Source organism: Pseudomonas sp. GD04158 (assembly GCF_029834875.1).
Lineage (GTDB): Bacteria > Pseudomonadota > Gammaproteobacteria > Pseudomonadales > Pseudomonadaceae > Aquipseudomonas > Aquipseudomonas hydrolytica.
The window spans coordinates 22,449-38,058 of record NZ_JAODYT010000046.1 but is presented as its reverse complement, the minus strand read 5'-3'; the positions used below and the strand labels follow the sequence as shown (position 1 = coordinate 38,058).

The window sequence follows — 15,610 nt, the reverse complement described above, 5'->3', positions numbered from 1 at the left end:
CCGCACCGAATGGGGCTTGAGCATGGCCATAACCGAACACGACGAACAGACCGTCGCGCTGCACCGCGCGGCGGTCATCAGCCTTTTGACCTGGCGCCGCGCCGGCGTCGACGACCCGCTCGACGACGCCGAGCGCTATGGCTGGTGGGGCGACAGCTTCCCCAGCCAGGCCGACGACCGCATCGGCTCGCGCCTCTACTTGCTGCGCCGCCGCAGCCTGACCGCGCAGACCGAGCGTGACGCCCGCGACTACGCCCGCGAGGCGCTGCAATGGCTGCTCGATGACGGCCGTGTCGCGGCGTTGGACATTGCCACCGCGCGCGGCGTCGACCGCCTGGAAATGCGCCTGGTGCTGACCACGCCGGAAGGCGAGCGGGTGACGGTTCAACTCGACAACCTTTGGCAGGTGATCCATGCCGTTTAACGTCCCGACCCTGCCCGTGCTGATCAGCCGGGCGCAATCCGACCTGGCCGGCGAGGGTGGCTTGCGTCACTCCGACGCCCGCGTCGCCGCCCGCGCGCTGTCTGGTGCGGTGTTCGGCCTGTACGGCCACCAGCAGTGGGTCGCCAATCAGCTGCTGCCCGACCTCTGCGAAGAAGAAATGTTGCTGCGCCTGGCCAAGTTGCGGCCGATTCGTGACCGCCTTCCCGCCGTTCCGGCAGCGGGCGCCGCCAGCTTTGCCGGCAGCGTCGGTGCCGTGCTCGATGCCGGCACGCTGCTACAGCGTGACGATGGAGTGCAATTCAAGGTTGCCGCCACGGTGGCCGGCAACGCCGGCAGCGTCACGCTTGAGGCGGTCGAGGCGGGCGCGCTGGGTAATACCATGGCGGGCGCCAAGCTGAAATTGGTGTCGCCGGTGCTGGGTATTGTCGACGGCTTTAGCGTGACGGGTGACGGCCTGACCGGCGGCACCGATCAGGAGAGCATCGAGGCACTGCGCGTGCGGGTGATCCGTTCCTATCGCCAGTTGCCCCATGGCGGCAACGCCGACGATTACGTGACCTGGGCGCTTGAGGTGCCCGGCGTTACCCGCGCCTGGGTGCGCCGCCGCTGGGTCGGGCCGGGCACCGTGGGCCTGTTCGTGCTGCGCGACGGCGACCCCGACCCGATCCCGAACCCCGCAGCGCTGGCCGAGGTGCGGGCCTACGTCGAGCCGCTGCAGCCGGTAGACCCCGAGCTGTATGTGATGGCCCCCATCGCCAAGCCGGTGGTCTACCAGATCGCGCTGACGCCGGATTCCTCGGCGATCCGCGCGGCGGTGGAAGCCAGCCTGCGCGATCTGCACTATCGCGAGAGCGAGCCTGGCGTGACCCTGCTGCGCACCCATATCGCCGAGGCGATCAGTACCGCCGAGGGTGAGCGCGACCATGTGCTGGTCGCGCCGCCTGCCAACGTGGAGGCCGCCGGCAATGAAGTCCTGACCTTCGGGGGCATCCTATGGCAGTAAGAAACGCGGCGGACTACCACGCCCAGCTGCGCGCCCTGCTGCCGCCGGGGCCGGCCTGGGATGCCGAGTTGGTGCCCGAGGTCGACGCTGCCCTGCGCGGCCTGGCGCCCGAGCTGGCCCGCGCGGATAGTCGCGCTTTCGACCTGCTGAACGAAGCCGATCCGCTGACCCTGCACGAGATGCTGCCCGACTGGGAGCGCGTCATGCAACTGCCCGACCCGTGCCTCGGGTCGGCGCCGGCCCTGGATGATCGCAAGAAGGCGGTGAGGGAACGCCTTGTCGGCCTGGGCGGGCAGTCGGCCGCCTACTTCGAGCGACTGGCCCGCGATCAGGGCTATCCGAACCCCCAGGTGGTCGCCCATCGCGCCCCGCGCTTCGGTCGTGCGCGCTTTGGCTGCGCGCACTTCGGCACCTGGGCACAGCAACACATGTGGACGCTGTATGCCGGCGAGCGCCCCTCTGGCGGCCGCCGCTTCGGCGCGAGCTACTGGGGTGAGCGCTTCGGCGCAAACCCCGTGCAGGCACTGGAGTGCCTGGTAAGACGCGCCGCCCCGGCGCACACCCTTGAACATATTCTGTACGAAGAGGCGCCCTGATGGATTACCCGAAGAGTGTGCCAGGCGTGGGCCTGGTCGACGGCCAGTTCGTCGACGAAGACCAAGTGAACGGAACCCCTGGCTCGCTGATTCCGGCGCAGTGGGGCAACGACGTGACCGAAGAAATCCTCAACGTGGTGCGCGAGGTGGGTGACGAGCCGGACGAGGCGCAGAAAAACCAGCTGGTCGGGTCTATCTGGAAAATGTTCCGTTTGGCCACGGCGGCTGCTACCGAGGCCCTTCGTGGTGTCGTGCGGATCGGCACCCAGATCGAGGTGAATGCAGGCGAGTCGGATGATGTAGCGGTTACGCCGCTTAAGTTGCGCTTCGGATTTATGATCAGTTTAGGGGATAATGGTTATATAGTTTTTCCTTCGTGGCTGGCAGGACTGATATTGCAGTGGGGAAACGCCGCTACTACGGCATCGGGGACTACGCATGGTTATCCGCTTGCATTTCCAAACAGTGTTTTTCAGGTGCTTGGTAGTGATGCGGGCACAATCGGTGTTGAGTCTGTAGCTGTTCAAAAGAGCAATCTGTCTCAGTTCAACGCAAAGTCTTCGACGGGTACCGTGGGGTTTTCTTTTTTCGCGCTCGGGCGCTAGGGGGTAAGATGAAATTTCCATTGTTTATATTTTGTTCGGGCGTCCGATGCGTTGAGCTCTCAATAGTTTTTGTCGTTGTACTTCTTGTTGCAGGATTTTGTGGGGGGAGCGCCCAAGCTGACGTTCATGCTAAGAGACTCGGTGAGTCGGTCTATTTGCGTGTTCCATTCGACGCATTGCATGACAAGGTTGTGCGGATGCGCGTTGGTCCACAGTCTGTCGCGTGGAGTAATGGTGTTTTTGATTTTGTCGGGGAGCGGCTTATCCCTGTCGGCACTTCAACTTCTTCGTGGGTGAATGCCTACGGCAGTGGAATAAATTTGCGTGACACTATGGACGAGTCTCCGCCGATATGGGTTAGCGCAGGCGAGGTAGTCGGTGGGAATCACAAGGTTGATGGCGTCAGTACGGTTACCGCATATCAATATAAGGTGTTCCTCGACTACCGGCAGGTACCCAATTCTTTTGATGCGCTTTCTGGTAGTTCGATCATCTTGCAGGAGTCTTATCAGGCTCATCGAGGTGATGGTTCGCCGGTCGTTGACGTCTGGAACCAGTACACCTTCGGGAATACAGCATCGGTAGGCTTCGCATACAAAATCAGGGCAAAAACCGATATCGAGTACGTCCGTTTCGGCGGCGTCCAGTTCCAGCGCATCGCCGCCGACCAGGCCATGCTTTATGTTCCGCGCACTCCATATGCTTGCGGGCTGAACCTAACCAACGTCACCGCGTCGCTCGATATCACTCGCGACAGTCGTGCTGAAACTGGCGGCTATAACGACCCACTGACAATTGCGAGCCTGGAATCTGGAATCATAAAAACCTATTTCGTTTCGTTATACGACACTGCCATCCGGGTGCCCTATGAGGCGCCTGTAGTGCGGGTTTCCTCGCATGGGAAAGTCTACCCGGTGGCTTTCGAGGGGGCGTTGACATTGGGCGAAGTCATTAGTGTCACCGGCGTATTTGGGTTTTTGCCGTTATAGTATTTATTTAACTAATGGGGTGTATATGAATCGCCTATACAGCAAAGCCACCGGAAGCACTTATCTGTTGGAACTGCATCGTGATATTCCCGCTGACGCTGTTCCAATTGATGACGCGTGTTATCTGAGTGTTATCGCCAATCCTGCGCCTGGGAAGATCCGTAGCCACGATGAGCACGGTCTGCCGATCCTGATCGACCCGCCCCCGCTCTCCCGCGAAGACATAGAGTCCGCACGCCTGCGCGCATACGCCGACCCGATCACCGGCAGCGACCGCTACTTCGCAGAGGCGCAGCGCGAAAGTCTGCTTGGCAATGCCGTCGCCGCCGAGGCGGCAAAAGTGCGAGGCCAGGCACGCTTTGCCGAAATTCAGGCCGAGCACCCCTGGCCGACCGATTAAGGCGTATCACGATTTCACTATCATCCTGATGGCCTCAAGCCCGCCGCCGTGCGGGCTTTTTTACGCCCGGAGAAACCTATGTCGAAGTCCACCCCTCGTGGCGTTCGCAACAACAACCCCGGCAACATCGACTTCAACCCGCGCAACAACTGGCAAGGGCAGATCGGCTTGGAGCTGGGTGTGCCGCGCCCGCGCTTCGCCCGCTTCGACACGCCGGAGAATGGCATCCGCGCCCTGGGCAAGTTGCTGCTCAACTACCGCGGCAAAGACGGTCTGCCCGGTGTTGGTGGCCCTGGCATCGATACTGTCCGCGAAACCATTAACCGCTGGGCGCCGGGTAACGAAAACGATACCGCGGCCTACATTTCTGCCGTCGCAAAGGCGCTCGGCGTGAAATCCGATACCGTCATCGACGTCCGCCAGCGCCCGGTGCTGCGTGCGCTGGTGGTCGAGATCATCAAGCACGAGAACGGCGGTCAGCCCTACAAGGCGGAAGTGATCGATGAAGGCGTGCGGAGAGCGCTGGCATGACCTGGTTGAAACTGATTCCAGCCTGGGGTTGGGCGCTGCTGCTCGGTCTGCTGCTGGTGGCGGGGCAACAGATCCGTGTCAGCTTCCTGCAGGCCGAGCTGGAGGCCGAGCGCCTAGCCCGGCGCGATGATGCCGACAAGCTCGGCGCCTGCCGCACTACCCGTACCAACTTGCTCGGCCAGGTGATCGAGCAGAACGGCGCCCTGGCTGAACTGCGCGCCGCCGAGCAGGAGCGCTCCGCTCGTGCGCGCGATGTGCAGCAGCGGGCCGAGGGAGAGGCACAACTGGCAGACCGTCAGGCTCTGGCAGTGATGCAGGAGCGCACGCCGGTCGGTGCTGATGTCTGCGCCGCAGCTTCGGCAGCCTTCGACGATGAACTGAAACGGGAGCGCGGGCTATGAAGGGGCTGCTCATCGTCCCGGCTCTGCTACTGGCCGGTTGCGCAGTCCGGGTCGCTGAACCACCCGAGCCGCAGCTGGTGCGAGTCGAGGTGCCAGTGCGGATTCCGTGCAAGACCGAGCGCGTTCAGCGCCCTGCGTTCGCGGTCGACTCGCTGCCCATCGGCGCCTCGATTGCCGAGCAGATGCGCGCGCTACGCGCCGAGCGGCTGCAGCGCAAGGGTTACGAGAAGCGGCTGGAGGCCGCTGTTGCCGCTTGTCAGTGAGACACATTAGGCCCGGTGCCGTGGGGGAGCCCCTGCGGTACCGGGCCTTTTTTTGTGCCCGGTGTTTGGTGGTCGTTGGGGTAGACTGCGGCTTTCTTCCTTGAAGGGGTGTTGCCGTGCTGGTGATCCGGGTGAACGGCAAGAGGCCGATCAAGCTTGAGCGTAAGCTGAGTGAGTCTGGCGGCTGGGGCCTGTGGGATTTCCACCGGGCTGAAAGCTCCTACACCCTGGGTGTGAAGACGCACCGCCTGGCGCGTATCAAGCCGGCCGAGCCTGCTGCAGGGAAGCCTGTCGAGCTGTTCATCATGCGCGAGGCTTCGGCGCCTGAGTCGGAGTGGATCTCGTTTGGCGAGGGTGTTGCGGCGTACGAGTCCGACAGCTGAAGCGCGGAGTTGTAATCGAGACGTGCAGGTGACGTGTCGGCTATGCTCGGGACTCGGTGATTTTCTCAGGGAAGGAGATTCATATGCGGCATCTGGTTCTATCGCGTCGAGTCGGCGAGCGGCTGTTCCTGCACGTTGAGAAGGACGCGGACCCGGTGAAGATTCTCGAGCAGCTGCAGCGCGAGGGCATCATGATTGATGTCCGTGAGATCAGAGGCGGCAAGGTGAAACTGTCGGTCGAGGCGCCGAGCGACATCAGCATCGTCCGCGATGAGCTCGGCGAGTGGGATGTGCGCGAAACGCGTGGCTACCGTCGCCCCCCGAAATCCACCTCTACCAGCTCCAGCAGTTCCGGGTAGTCGTTGCGGGTGTTACCGACATCGGTCGTGACCGGGTAGACCTCGAAGTCCTGCCGGCTGGCAGCGATCACTCCATGAGCTTGTTCGAGGCTGCTGTCGGGCGATAGCCAGAGGTCGAACTGCTCGGGAGCCAGAATGACGGGCATGCGATGGTGGATCGCCGCAACGGGCCCGGCCGCTTCTTTGGTGAGCAGGGCGCACGACAGCAGCTGCTTGCCGTCTGGCGTCGTCCAGCTCGACCACAGCCCGGCGATGGCCAGCGGGCTATCGTCGGCGGCGTGGTGGTAGTACGGCTGATTCACCTGCCGGCCTGCGCGGTTGCGCACTTTCTGCTGCTCGTTCCACTCGTACCAGCCAAGCGCCGGCATGATGCAGCGCTGTGCCCGGATCGCCTGGCGCCACATCGGCTTGCTTGCGGCCTCCTCGCTGCGGGCATTGAAGCTCAGGCCTGGTAGGGCGGGCTTGTTCCACCAGTGCGGTACCAGCCCCCAGCGCGCCGCGTCGAGTTCCAGCTCGCCCTGGGCGTTGAGGCGCAACAGCGGCACCTGGGTGGATGGCGCGACGTTGTACCGGCGTATCCACTGGCCAGAGTTGCGCGCGCCGATGTGCCAGTAGCGCTCGATCGCACGATCATCGGGGGAAACGTAGCGGCCGCACATGCGCGCCTCCTGCTGGTTAGCCTGCAGCCCAGCGCTTGGCGTTCGGGTTGCGGATCAGGGTCATGCGCCAGGGCTCGGCATCCGGCCGCTTGATGAGCAGGCCGTCGACGATCCCGACAACCACCGGATCATAGTCGACGTAGCGGATCAGGCGAGGCACGACCCCGGGTGTCACGCTGATGCAGCCCATCAGCTGCCGATCAGGGTGCGCGAACAGGTGGCCTTCGCCGCCGATTTTGCCGATCAGCGTTTCGGCCTCATGCACCAGATACTCGTAGTGCCAGGCCCATTGGGTTTCGGCTGCAGTGTTCAGGCGCAGATAGGCCTGGTACTTCTCGAAAGCGGCCTCGGCGATGCGGTTGCGCGTGTCGGTCGAGACCTCGCCGAGCTGCAGCAGCTCGTTTGCCCTGTCGCGCAGATAGGCATAGTGCTCGGCCTCAATGTTCCGCCAGGCGGTGTCGTCCTGATAGGCGGCCAGCCATCGGCTGAGTTCGAGGCGCTTGTGCGCAAGGTCGTGAAGGTCCATATGAATACTGTATTTCTATACAGTGTTCTTGTCCATTGCAGCAAAAAGGCCCGGCGCCGTGGGGATTTCCTGCGGCGCCGGGCCTTTTCTTGTGCCTGCGATTCGGCTGCTGAGCGGCTTAATAGTCGTTACGCCAAGATTACGCCAGGCATAAAAAAAGGCCTTGAAAATCAAGGCCTTTCGTTTGATTCTTGGTGCCCCGGGGGAGACTCGAACTCCCACTCCTTTCGAAAACGGATTTTGAATCCGCCGCGTCTACCGATTCCGCCACCGGGGCACAATGGCGGCGCAGTATAGGGACGCACCCTGCGCCGGTCAATCGGCGTCGGTATCGAGCCCCTCGGCAACGGTGCCATGCGTGTTCAGGGGCTGATGGGGTGGCGGTTTTTCATGGCGGCCTTGCGACTAAGATTGCGCCTGTCATCGAGAGCGCCGAGTTGGACGGGGTGGTCTGGGATCTGTAGTCGAGCGGGAGGGCGTGTGCTCAGAGTCTTGTGCCGGGCGATCATCGCCGGTCTGCTGATTTCTCCTGCGGCCTTGGCGGGCACGCTCACCTATGCCGTTACCGATGAAAGCTGGGAGCCGTACTGGATAGTGCGCGACGGCCAGGTCAGCGGCATCCTGCATGACTTCATGCTCGCCCTCGACGAGCGCCTGCCGGAGGAGTTGCAGGCGAGCCACCCGCTGCCGCCGCTGCGTACCCAGAAACTGTTTCGCGAAGGGCAACTGCAGCTTGAGTGTTGCGTGAGCCAGAGCTGGCGTGCCGAGCCCGAGCAGGCGGATGTATCGGTGTGGTCGGTGCCGGTGCTCGAGGCCGATGAGATGCTGCTGTTCGCCCCTGGTGCGGCCTTCCCCTACCGGCAGGTCGAGGACCTGCGCGGGCGCTCGATTGCCACGGTGCGTGGCTATGGCTATTTCGGCAGCGAGTACTTCCAGCGCAACGATGGCGCCGATGCGTTCGCACTGATCTACCGCGTCGCCCAGCGGCACAGCGAGGCCGGCATCATCGACCGCCTGGAGTGGCGTTACCTGACGCACAGCAATGCCCAGCTGCGATCACCTCGCTGGCAGGTCGAGGAGGGGCCGGTAATCCATCGTGTCCAACTGCGAATTCGCCTGCATCGTGCTCATGCCGATCGGCTGCAGGCGTTGAATGCGGCCATCAGGGAAATCCAGGCGGACGGCACCCTGGCGCGAATCGTCGTGCGCTACGCGCCGTAGCGTTGGCCCCCGGGGACAGCCCACGTGGCCGGCCAAGGGGAAATCCGGTAAGCTTTGCCACCCTGCAGAAATACCCCCTCCGAATCGAATCATGCGTGTTGCCGATTTCCACTTCGATCTTCCCGAGTCGCTGATCGCCCGTCATCCCCTGGCCGAGCGCCGGGCCAGTCGCCTGTTGCAGCTGGATGGGTCGAGCGGGGCGCTGCGTCATGGCCAGTTCACCGATCTGCTGGAGCAACTGCGCCCCGGTGACCTGATGGTGTTCAACAACACCCGGGTGATTCCGGCGCGGCTGTTCGGCCAGAAGGCGTCCGGCGGCAAGCTGGAAGTGCTGGTGGAGCGCGTGCTCGATCAGCATCGGGTGCTGGCGCACGTGCGCTCCAGCAAGTCGCCCAAGCCCGGTTCGCAGATTCTCATCGATGGTGGTGGCGAAGCCGAAATGGTCGCCCGTCACGATGCCCTGTTCGAACTGCGTTTCGCCGAACCGGTGCTGCCGTTGCTGGAGCGGGTCGGGCATATGCCGCTGCCGCCTTATATAGACAGACCGGATGACGAGGCCGACCGCGAGCGTTATCAGACCGTCTACGCCGAGAAGGCGGGCGCGGTGGCGGCGCCCACCGCGGGGCTGCACTTCGATGACGAACTGCTGGCGGCGATCCGCGACAAGGGTGTGGAAACAGCGTTCGTGACGCTGCATGTTGGTGCCGGTACCTTCCAGCCGGTGCGGGTCGAGCGCATCGAAGATCACCACATGCACAGCGAGTGGCTGGAGGTCAGCCAGGAGGTCGTCGATGCCGTGGCGGCCTGCCGCGCCCGTGGCGGTCGTGTGGTGGCCGTCGGCACCACCAGCGTGCGCTCCCTGGAAACCGCGGCGCAGAGCGGTGAGTTGAAACCGTTCAGCGGCGATACCGACATCTTCATCTATCCGGGCCGGCCCTTCCATGTGGTCGACGCCCTGGTCACCAACTTCCACCTGCCCGAGTCGACCCTGCTGATGCTGGTGTCGGCCTTCGCCGGCTACGCCGAGACCATGGCCGCCTACCGCGCGGCGGTGGAGCAGGGCTATCGCTTCTTCAGTTACGGTGATGCCATGTTCATCACCCGCAACCCCGCCGCGCGCGGGCCCGAGGTTTGAGTATGTCGCGCACCTGTCGCATGTCCTTCGAGTTGCTGGCTACCGACGGCAAGGCCCGTCGCGGCCGCCTGACCTTCCCGCGTGGCGTGGTGGAAACGCCCGCCTTCATGCCGGTGGGCACCTACGGCACGGTCAAGGGCATGCTGCCGCGTGACGTTGAAGACATCGGCGCGCAGATCATCCTCGGCAACACCTTCCACCTGTGGCTGCGCCCGGGCATGGAGGTGATCAGGAAACATGGCGACCTGCATGATTTCATGCAGTGGCAGGGGCCGATCCTCACCGACTCCGGCGGTTTCCAGGTGTTCAGTCTGGGGGCGATGCGCAAGATCAAGGAAGAGGGCGTTTACTTCGCCTCGCCGGTCGATGGCGCCAAAGTCTTCATGGGCCCGGAAGAGTCGATGCAGGTGCAGCGCGACCTGGGCTCGGACATCGTGATGATCTTCGACGAATGCACGCCGTACCCGGCGGAGTTCGATGTGGCCAAGCGCTCCATGGAGCTGTCGCTGCGTTGGGCCAAGCGCTCCAAGACCGCCCATGGCGAGAGCACGGCGGCGTTGTTCGGCATCGTCCAGGGCGGCATGCACGAAGAGCTGCGCATGCGCTCGCTGGAGGGCTTGTGCGAGATCGGTTTCGACGGCCTGGCCATCGGTGGGCTGTCGGTCGGCGAGCCGAAGGAAGAAATGATCCGCGTGCTGGACTTCCTGCCGCCGCACATGCCGGCCGACAAACCGCGCTATCTGATGGGTGTGGGCAAGCCGGAAGACCTGGTCGAGGGCGTGCGCCGTGGCGTGGACATGTTCGATTGCGTGATGCCGACGCGTAACGCGCGCAACGGCCACCTGTTCGTCGATACCGGCGTGGTGAAGATCCGCAATGCCGTGCACAAGCACGACGATTCGCCGCTGGACCCGACCTGCGACTGTTACACCTGCAAACACTTCTCGCGCGCTTATCTGCATCATCTGGACAAGTGCGGCGAAATGCTCGGTAGCATGCTCAATACCATCCATAACTTGCGGCATTATCAGCGTGTTATGGCTGGTTTGCGCGAGGCTATCGGACAGGGTACATTGGCCGCCTTTGTCGAAACCTTCTATGCCAAGCGCGGCCTGCCCGTGCCGCCGCTGGACTGATTTCCCGAACGTTTGAAGATCCTTTCCATTAGGAGTGTTACATGAGCTTTTTCATTCCCGCCGCCTACGCTGACACTGCGGCTGCTGGCCCTGCCGGCAGCGGTTTCGAGTGGGTATTCCTGATCGGTTTCCTGGTCATTTTCTACCTGATGATCTGGCGTCCGCAGGCCAAGCGCGCCAAGGAACACAAGAACCTGCTCAGCAGCCTGCAGAAGGGTGATGAGGTGGTGACCAGCGGCGGCATCGCCGGCAAGGTCTCCAAGGTTGCCGACGACTTCGTGGTGATCGAGGTGTCCGACACCGTCGAGCTGAAGTTCCAGAAGCAGGCCATCGCCGCCACTCTGCCCAAGGGCACGCTGAAAGCCATCTGACTTCGGTTCTTTCTAGTTTTCATTCGACGGGGCGCTTTTAGCGCCCCGCGTCATAAGCGGGCGGCTCGTTCATGCTCAATAAATATCCCCTTTGGAAGTACCTGCTGATTCTCGCCGTATTGGCGATCGGCCTGGTCTACTCCATCCCTAATCTCTATCCGGATGATCCGGCCGTGCAGATCAGTGGTGCCAGTTCGGCGCTGAGCATCGAGCAGGGCGACGTCGAGCGCGCCAGCAAGGCGCTGCAGGACGCCGGCATCCAGGTCAAGGCTGCCAGCCTCGATGAGCGCGGCCGTGGCGGTCTGATCCGTCTGACCAAGCAGGATGACCAGTTGCCGGCCAAGGACATCGTCCGCCGCGTGCTGGGCGACGACTACGTGGTGGCGCTGAACCTGGCACAAACCACTCCCGACTGGCTGCGCAGCCTGGGCGCCAGCCCGATGAAGCTTGGCCTGGACCTGTCCGGTGGTGTGCACTTCCTGCTGGAAGTGGACATGGACAAGGCGCTGGATGTGCGGCGCAAGGTCTACGAAGGCGAGATCAAGAGCCTGCTGCGCAAGGAGCGCATCCGCTACCGCAGCATGCCGGAGCAGGGCGGCCGTATTCAGCTCGGCTTCGCCGACAGCGATACGCTGGAAAAAGCCCAGCGTCTGATCCGCAAGGACTACAACGATTTCGAGCTGACCACCGTCGAGCGCGGCGGCCAGCAGGTGCTGCAGCTGGCGCTGACTCAGGCGAAGATTGCCGAGATTCGCGAATACTCCATTCGCCAGAACCTCACCACCGTGCGTAACCGCGTCAACGAGCTGGGTGTGGCCGAGCCGCTGGTGCAGCGTCAGGGTGCCAACCGCATCGTGGTCGAGCTGCCGGGTGTGCAGGATACCGCCGAAGCCAAGCGTATCCTCGGCAAGACCGCCAACCTGGAGTTCCGCCTGCAGGCCGATCTCGACGCGCCGCGCGGTGCAACCGAGACCTTCGGTTTCCGCGAGGAGGGGCGTCCGCCGGTGCAGCTCGAGCGTGAGCTGATCATCACCGGTGACCAGGTCACCGATGCCCAGGCCAGCTTCGACGAGAACGGCCGCCCGCAGGTGAACATCCGCCTCGACGGCCATGGCGGCGATCTGATGAACCGCGCCACGCGCAACAACGTTGGCCGCAGCATGGCGGTGATCTTCATCGAACAGAAGCCGGTCACCCGCTACGTGCGTCAGACCGTCGATGGTGTCGAGCAGGAAGTCGCCGTCTCTTCGTTCGTCGAAGAGAAGAAGATCATCAGCCTGGCCACCATCCAGTCGGCGCTGGGCAGCCAGTTCCGCATCACCGGCCTGAACGGCCAGGGAGAGTCCTCGGAACTGGCGCTGCTGCTGCGTGCCGGTGGCCTGGCCGCGCCGATGTACTTCGCTGAAGAGCGCACCATCGGCCCGAGCCTGGGTGCCGAAAACATCGCCAAGGGTATCGAGTCCACCGAGTGGGCGATGATCTTCGTGGCGCTGTTCATCATCGCCATCTACCGCTTCTTCGGCGTGCTGGCGACCGTGGCGCTGGCCTTCAACCTGGTACTGTTGGTGGGGCTGATGTCGGCCATTGGCGCGACGCTGACGCTGCCCGGTATCGCCGGTATCGTGCTGACCCTGGGTATGGCGGTGGATGCCAACGTGCTGATCTTCTCGCGCATACGCGAGGAACTGGCCAACGGGCTGCACGTGCAGCGTGCCATCCATGAGGGTTTCGACCGCGCCTACTCGGCGATTCTCGACAGTAACCTGACCACCCTGCTGGTCGGCGGCATCCTGTTCGCCATGGGGACCGGCCCGGTCAAGGGCTTCGCGGTGACCATGTCGTTGGGCATCATCACGTCGATGTTCACCGCCATCATGTTCACCCGTGGTCTGGTCAACCTGATCTTCGGTGGCCGTAACTTCAAGAAGCTGTGGATCTGAGGTGCAGCCATGATCAAATCAACCATTCGTTTCATGGCGGTACGCAATATCGCCTTCGCCATGACCCTGGTGCTTACCGTGGTCGGCCTGGGGGCTCTGTTCTCCAAGGGGCTGAACTTCGGCCTGGACTTCACCGGCGGTACCCTGATCGAGCTGCAATACGAGCAGGCCGCGGATCTCGAGGTGATCAAGCGCGAGCTGGGTCAGGCCGGTTATACCGATGCCGTGGTGCAGAGCTTCGGCGCCAGCACCGATGTGCTGGTGCGTCTGGCCGGGGATGACCCGGATCTGGGCAGTCGGGTTGCCGAGGCGCTGCGCAAGGTCGACAGCACCACCCGTTTCGAGGTCAAGCGGGTCGAGTTCGTCGGTCCGCAGGTTGGCGAAGAGCTGCGCGACCAGGGCGGCATCGCCATGCTCCTGGCGCTGGGCGGCATCATGCTGTACCTGGCATTCCGCTTTCAGTGGAAGTTCGGTGTTGGCGCCATCGCATCCCTGGTGCATGACGTGATCATCACCCTGGGCGTGCTGGCGTTCTTCCGGGTTCCGTTCGATCTGACCGTGCTGGCTGCCATCCTGGCGATGATCGGCTACTCGCTGAACGACACCATCATCATCTACGACCGCATCCGCGAGAACTTCCGCGTGCTGCGCAAGGCGTCGCTGATCGAGAACATCGATATCTCCATCACTCAGACGCTGATGCGCACCATCGCCACCTCGTTGTCCACTGCGCTGGCACTGCTGGCGCTGCTGTTCTTCGGTGGTGACGTGCTGGCCGCCTTCGCCCTGACTCTGCTGGTCGGTGTGGTGGTGGGTACCTACTCGTCGGTTTATATCGGCGCCACGGTGCTGGTGTGGCTGAAGCTCAGCGTGGAGGACCTGATCCCGCCGGTGGCTGACGCCGAGGTCGACGACGGTCGTCCCTGATGCTGTGACGCAGTTCATGTAAGGCAGACCAAGCCGCGAAAAGTCGAACTTTTCGCGGCTTTTTGCTGTCCTAGGCAAGGAGAAGGGCGCGAGGCGCCGAGCCTAGGAGACAACAAATCATGAACAAGTCGATGCTGGTAGGTGCCGTGCTGGGCGCGGTGGGTGTTACGGCAGGTGGCGCGGTCGCTACTTACAGTCTGGTGGATCGTGGTCCGTCCTATGCCGAGGTGCTGGCGGTGACCCCGGTCAAGGAAACCATCAAGACCCCGCGTGAAGTGTGCAAGGACGTCACCGTGACGCGTCAGCGACCGGTGCAGGATCAGCACCAGATCGCCGGTACCGCCATTGGTGCCATTGCCGGTGGTCTGCTGGGTAACCAGGTCGGTGGCGGCAGCGGCAAGAAGATCGCCACGGTGGCCGGCGCGGTCGGTGGCGGCTATGCCGGCAACAAGATTCAGGAAGGCATGCAGCAGCGCGATACCTATACCACCACGGAAACCCGCTGCAATACCGTGACCGATACCAGCGAGAAGCTGGTGGGTTACGACGTGAAGTATCAGGTGGGCGAGAAGATCGGCACGGTGCGTATGGATCGTGATCCGGGCAGCCAGATTCCGCTGAACAAGCAGGGTGAGCTGGTGCTGGTGCAGCAGACTCAGTAAGAACTGCGCTCAATAAAAAACGCCCCTCGGGGCGTTTTTTTGTGGCCTGCCATCCTTGGCGGCCACCCTACGGGCCGTCGCTGCGCGACGTCAAAAATCGCTCTGGGCGATTTTTTATTGCTCGATGGAGGCTCAGCGCTTCATCGACGGTGCCAGGTGCGGCTGAATCGCAGTCAGCACGGCCTTGAAGCACTTGGTGTTGCCGGCGACGATCTGACCCTTCTCGAGAAATTCATGGCCGCCGCTGAAGTCGCTGACCAGGCCGCCTGCTTCCTGAATCAGCAGTGCGCCTGCGGCCATGTCCCACTCGGACAGGCCGAATTCCCAGAATGCATCGAAGCGGCCGGCCGCAACGTAAGCCAGGTCCAGGCTTGCAGCGCCTGCGCGGCGGATGCCGGCGGTCTGGCCAGTCAGGCTGCGGAACATGTTCAGGTAGTTGTCCAGGTGGTCGAGCTGGCCGTCGCGGAACGGGAAGCCGGTGCCGAGCAGGGCGCCTTCGAGGCTCTTGCGATTGCTCACGCGCAGGCGGCGACCGTTAAGGGCTGCACCGCGGCCGCGGCTGGCGGTGAACTCTTCCTGGCGCACCGGGTCGAGGACGATGGCGTGCTCGAGGCGGCCGCGATACTTGCAGGCAATGCTGATGGCGAAATGCGGTACGCCGCGGACGAAGTTGGTGGTGCCGTCCAGCGGGTCGATGATCCACTGATAATCGGCGCCATCGCCGCTACCTTCCAGCACGCCGCCTTCTTCACCCAGAAAGCTGTGGGTCGGGTAGGCCTTGCGGATGGCCTGGACGATCATCAGCTCGGCGGCCTTGTCGACCTCGGTGACGTAATCCTTGGCATCCTTCTCGTCGACCGAGATGACATCCAGGCGCTCGATGGAGCGAAAGATCATTTCACCGGCGCTGCGAGCGGCGCGCAGGGCGATATTCAGCATGGGCTGCATGGGAGGTTCACCTGGGGCGTTAAAGAAAGCCGGCCATGTTAGCAGAAAACCGTTCTTGATGAAGCGCCGTCTGTACCTCGCATGGCAATCACGCAAGGGCTTGGGTAAGA

Annotated in this window: 21 protein-coding genes and 1 tRNA gene; 18 read left to right on the top strand and 4 right to left on the bottom strand. The window is 63.1% G+C overall.

What is annotated here, in order from left to right:
* Positions 1-22: 22 nt before the first annotated feature.
* From N7333_RS16845 to N7333_RS16795, 11 genes are all read left to right on the top strand, one after another.
* A complete protein-coding gene (locus tag N7333_RS16845; protein WP_279859124.1) occupies positions 23-424 on the top strand; it encodes a phage GP46 family protein in 402 nt (133 codons plus the stop codon).
* Entirely contained in the window at positions 414-1,448 is a 1,035-nt protein-coding gene (locus tag N7333_RS16840) for a baseplate J/gp47 family protein (protein WP_279859123.1), read from the top strand. The genes N7333_RS16845 and N7333_RS16840 overlap by 11 nt, the downstream gene beginning before the upstream one ends.
* Positions 1,439-2,044, top strand: a complete 606-nt coding sequence (locus N7333_RS16835; protein ID WP_279859122.1) for a putative phage tail protein — start codon at positions 1,439-1,441, stop codon at positions 2,042-2,044. The genes N7333_RS16840 and N7333_RS16835 overlap by 10 nt, the downstream gene beginning before the upstream one ends.
* On the top strand, positions 2,044-2,649 hold the full coding sequence (locus N7333_RS24260; RefSeq protein WP_347815292.1) for a hypothetical protein: 606 nt from the start codon (positions 2,044-2,046) through the stop codon (positions 2,647-2,649). The genes N7333_RS16835 and N7333_RS24260 overlap by 1 nt, the downstream gene beginning before the upstream one ends.
* Before the next feature lie 8 nt (positions 2,650-2,657).
* A complete protein-coding gene (locus N7333_RS16825) occupies positions 2,658-3,638 on the top strand; it encodes a hypothetical protein (protein WP_279859121.1) in 981 nt (326 codons plus the stop codon).
* 25 nt (positions 3,639-3,663) lie between these two features.
* The gene (locus N7333_RS16820; protein WP_279859120.1) at positions 3,664-4,038 is read left to right on the top strand and encodes a phage tail protein; all 375 of its coding nucleotides are present in this window, start codon (positions 3,664-3,666) and stop codon (positions 4,036-4,038) included.
* Positions 4,039-4,116: 78 nt separating this feature from the next.
* On the top strand, positions 4,117-4,569 hold the full coding sequence (locus N7333_RS16815; protein WP_279859118.1) for a structural protein P5: 453 nt from the start codon (positions 4,117-4,119) through the stop codon (positions 4,567-4,569).
* Positions 4,566-4,970, top strand: a complete 405-nt coding sequence (locus N7333_RS16810) for a hypothetical protein (RefSeq protein WP_279859117.1) — start codon at positions 4,566-4,568, stop codon at positions 4,968-4,970. Before N7333_RS16815 ends, N7333_RS16810 begins: the two co-directional genes overlap by 4 nt.
* A complete protein-coding gene (locus tag N7333_RS16805) occupies positions 4,967-5,233 on the top strand; it encodes a hypothetical protein (protein WP_279859116.1) in 267 nt (88 codons plus the stop codon). The genes N7333_RS16810 and N7333_RS16805 overlap by 4 nt, the downstream gene beginning before the upstream one ends.
* 116 nt (positions 5,234-5,349) lie before the next feature.
* Complete coding sequence (locus N7333_RS16800) at positions 5,350-5,616, top strand: hypothetical protein (RefSeq protein WP_279859115.1); 267 nt, start codon at positions 5,350-5,352, stop codon at positions 5,614-5,616.
* An 83-nt stretch (positions 5,617-5,699) separates the two neighbouring features.
* The gene (locus N7333_RS16795) at positions 5,700-5,975 is read left to right on the top strand and encodes a carbon storage regulator (RefSeq protein ID WP_279859114.1); all 276 of its coding nucleotides are present in this window, start codon (positions 5,700-5,702) and stop codon (positions 5,973-5,975) included.
* On the opposite strand, the gene N7333_RS16790 is transcribed toward N7333_RS16795, so the two are convergent.
* The 3 genes from N7333_RS16790 to N7333_RS16780 form a co-directional block, all read right to left on the bottom strand.
* Positions 5,924-6,634, bottom strand: coding sequence for an SOS response-associated peptidase (locus N7333_RS16790; RefSeq protein ID WP_279859113.1), 711 nt, complete (start codon positions 6,632-6,634; stop codon positions 5,924-5,926). The genes N7333_RS16795 and N7333_RS16790 overlap by 52 nt on opposite strands.
* 16 nt (positions 6,635-6,650) lie before the next feature.
* The gene (locus N7333_RS16785; protein ID WP_279859112.1) at positions 6,651-7,160 is read right to left on the bottom strand and encodes a hypothetical protein; all 510 of its coding nucleotides are present in this window, start codon (positions 7,158-7,160) and stop codon (positions 6,651-6,653) included.
* Between the two features lie 192 nt (positions 7,161-7,352).
* Positions 7,353-7,437 (bottom strand) — tRNA-Leu (locus N7333_RS16780).
* A gap of 203 nt (positions 7,438-7,640) precedes the next feature.
* On the opposite strand from N7333_RS16780, the gene N7333_RS16775 reads away from it, so the two are divergent.
* The 7 genes from N7333_RS16775 to N7333_RS16745 all read left to right on the top strand — a co-directional run bounded on the left by N7333_RS16775 (position 7,641) and on the right by N7333_RS16745 (position 14,552).
* Positions 7,641-8,381 (top strand): ABC transporter substrate-binding protein, encoded by a 741-nt coding sequence (locus N7333_RS16775; protein WP_129481751.1) that lies wholly within the window; start codon positions 7,641-7,643, stop codon positions 8,379-8,381.
* A gap of 91 nt (positions 8,382-8,472) precedes the next feature.
* Positions 8,473-9,516 carry a tRNA preQ1(34) S-adenosylmethionine ribosyltransferase-isomerase QueA gene (gene queA / locus N7333_RS16770; protein ID WP_129481750.1) on the top strand — a complete coding sequence of 348 codons (1,044 nt, stop codon included), beginning with the start codon at positions 8,473-8,475 and terminating at the stop codon, positions 9,514-9,516.
* Between the two features lie 20 nt (positions 9,517-9,536).
* Positions 9,537-10,652: a tRNA guanosine(34) transglycosylase Tgt gene (tgt, locus tag N7333_RS16765; RefSeq protein ID WP_003246246.1), complete on the top strand. Its 1,116-nt coding sequence runs from the start codon at positions 9,537-9,539 to the stop codon at positions 10,650-10,652.
* 41 nt (positions 10,653-10,693) lie between these two features.
* Positions 10,694-11,023, top strand: coding sequence for a preprotein translocase subunit YajC (gene yajC / locus N7333_RS16760; protein ID WP_003246244.1), 330 nt, complete (start codon positions 10,694-10,696; stop codon positions 11,021-11,023).
* A gap of 71 nt (positions 11,024-11,094) precedes the next feature.
* Positions 11,095-12,963: a protein translocase subunit SecD gene (gene secD / locus N7333_RS16755; RefSeq protein ID WP_012019512.1), complete on the top strand. Its 1,869-nt coding sequence runs from the start codon at positions 11,095-11,097 to the stop codon at positions 12,961-12,963.
* A 12-nt stretch (positions 12,964-12,975) separates the two neighbouring features.
* Positions 12,976-13,890: a protein translocase subunit SecF gene (secF, locus tag N7333_RS16750; protein WP_177491032.1), complete on the top strand. Its 915-nt coding sequence runs from the start codon at positions 12,976-12,978 to the stop codon at positions 13,888-13,890.
* A gap of 119 nt (positions 13,891-14,009) precedes the next feature.
* Positions 14,010-14,552 carry a glycine zipper 2TM domain-containing protein gene (locus N7333_RS16745; RefSeq protein WP_003246239.1) on the top strand — a complete coding sequence of 181 codons (543 nt, stop codon included), beginning with the start codon at positions 14,010-14,012 and terminating at the stop codon, positions 14,550-14,552.
* Positions 14,553-14,684: 132 nt separating this feature from the next.
* Here the strand turns inward: N7333_RS16745 and suhB are convergent, their stop codons facing one another.
* Entirely contained in the window at positions 14,685-15,500 is an 816-nt protein-coding gene (gene suhB / locus N7333_RS16740) for an inositol-phosphate phosphatase (RefSeq protein WP_003246238.1), read from the bottom strand.
* Positions 15,501-15,610: the final 110 nt, after the last annotated feature.

What these genes read in the sequence shown, in the direction of transcription:
- N7333_RS16835 (WP_279859122.1), top strand. Translation starts at nt 1,439, where the DNA reads ATGGCAGTAAGAAACGCGGCGGACTACCACGCCCAGCTGCGCGCCCTG.
- N7333_RS16815 (WP_279859118.1), top strand. Translation starts at nt 4,117, where the DNA reads ATGTCGAAGTCCACCCCTCGTGGCGTTCGCAACAACAACCCCGGCAAC.
- N7333_RS16840 (WP_279859123.1), top strand. Translation starts at nt 414, where the DNA reads ATGCCGTTTAACGTCCCGACCCTGCCCGTGCTGATCAGCCGGGCGCAA.
- suhB (WP_003246238.1), bottom strand. Translation starts at nt 15,500, where the DNA reads ATGCAGCCCATGCTGAATATCGCCCTGCGCGCCGCTCGCAGCGCCGGT.
- queA (WP_129481750.1), top strand. Translation starts at nt 8,473, where the DNA reads ATGCGTGTTGCCGATTTCCACTTCGATCTTCCCGAGTCGCTGATCGCC.
- N7333_RS16785 (WP_279859112.1), bottom strand. Translation starts at nt 7,160, where the DNA reads ATGGACCTTCACGACCTTGCGCACAAGCGCCTCGAACTCAGCCGATGG.
- N7333_RS16745 (WP_003246239.1), top strand. Translation starts at nt 14,010, where the DNA reads ATGAACAAGTCGATGCTGGTAGGTGCCGTGCTGGGCGCGGTGGGTGTT.
- N7333_RS24260 (WP_347815292.1), top strand. Translation starts at nt 2,044, where the DNA reads ATGGATTACCCGAAGAGTGTGCCAGGCGTGGGCCTGGTCGACGGCCAG.
- N7333_RS16795 (WP_279859114.1), top strand. Translation starts at nt 5,700, where the DNA reads ATGCGGCATCTGGTTCTATCGCGTCGAGTCGGCGAGCGGCTGTTCCTG.
- N7333_RS16820 (WP_279859120.1), top strand. Translation starts at nt 3,664, where the DNA reads ATGAATCGCCTATACAGCAAAGCCACCGGAAGCACTTATCTGTTGGAA.
- N7333_RS16825 (WP_279859121.1), top strand. Translation starts at nt 2,658, where the DNA reads ATGAAATTTCCATTGTTTATATTTTGTTCGGGCGTCCGATGCGTTGAG.
- N7333_RS16790 (WP_279859113.1), bottom strand. Translation starts at nt 6,634, where the DNA reads ATGTGCGGCCGCTACGTTTCCCCCGATGATCGTGCGATCGAGCGCTAC.
- N7333_RS16810 (WP_279859117.1), top strand. Translation starts at nt 4,566, where the DNA reads ATGACCTGGTTGAAACTGATTCCAGCCTGGGGTTGGGCGCTGCTGCTC.
- N7333_RS16845 (WP_279859124.1), top strand. Translation starts at nt 23, where the DNA reads ATGGCCATAACCGAACACGACGAACAGACCGTCGCGCTGCACCGCGCG.
- secD (WP_012019512.1), top strand. Translation starts at nt 11,095, where the DNA reads ATGCTCAATAAATATCCCCTTTGGAAGTACCTGCTGATTCTCGCCGTA.
- yajC (WP_003246244.1), top strand. Translation starts at nt 10,694, where the DNA reads ATGAGCTTTTTCATTCCCGCCGCCTACGCTGACACTGCGGCTGCTGGC.
- tgt (WP_003246246.1), top strand. Translation starts at nt 9,537, where the DNA reads ATGTCCTTCGAGTTGCTGGCTACCGACGGCAAGGCCCGTCGCGGCCGC.
- N7333_RS16805 (WP_279859116.1), top strand. Translation starts at nt 4,967, where the DNA reads ATGAAGGGGCTGCTCATCGTCCCGGCTCTGCTACTGGCCGGTTGCGCA.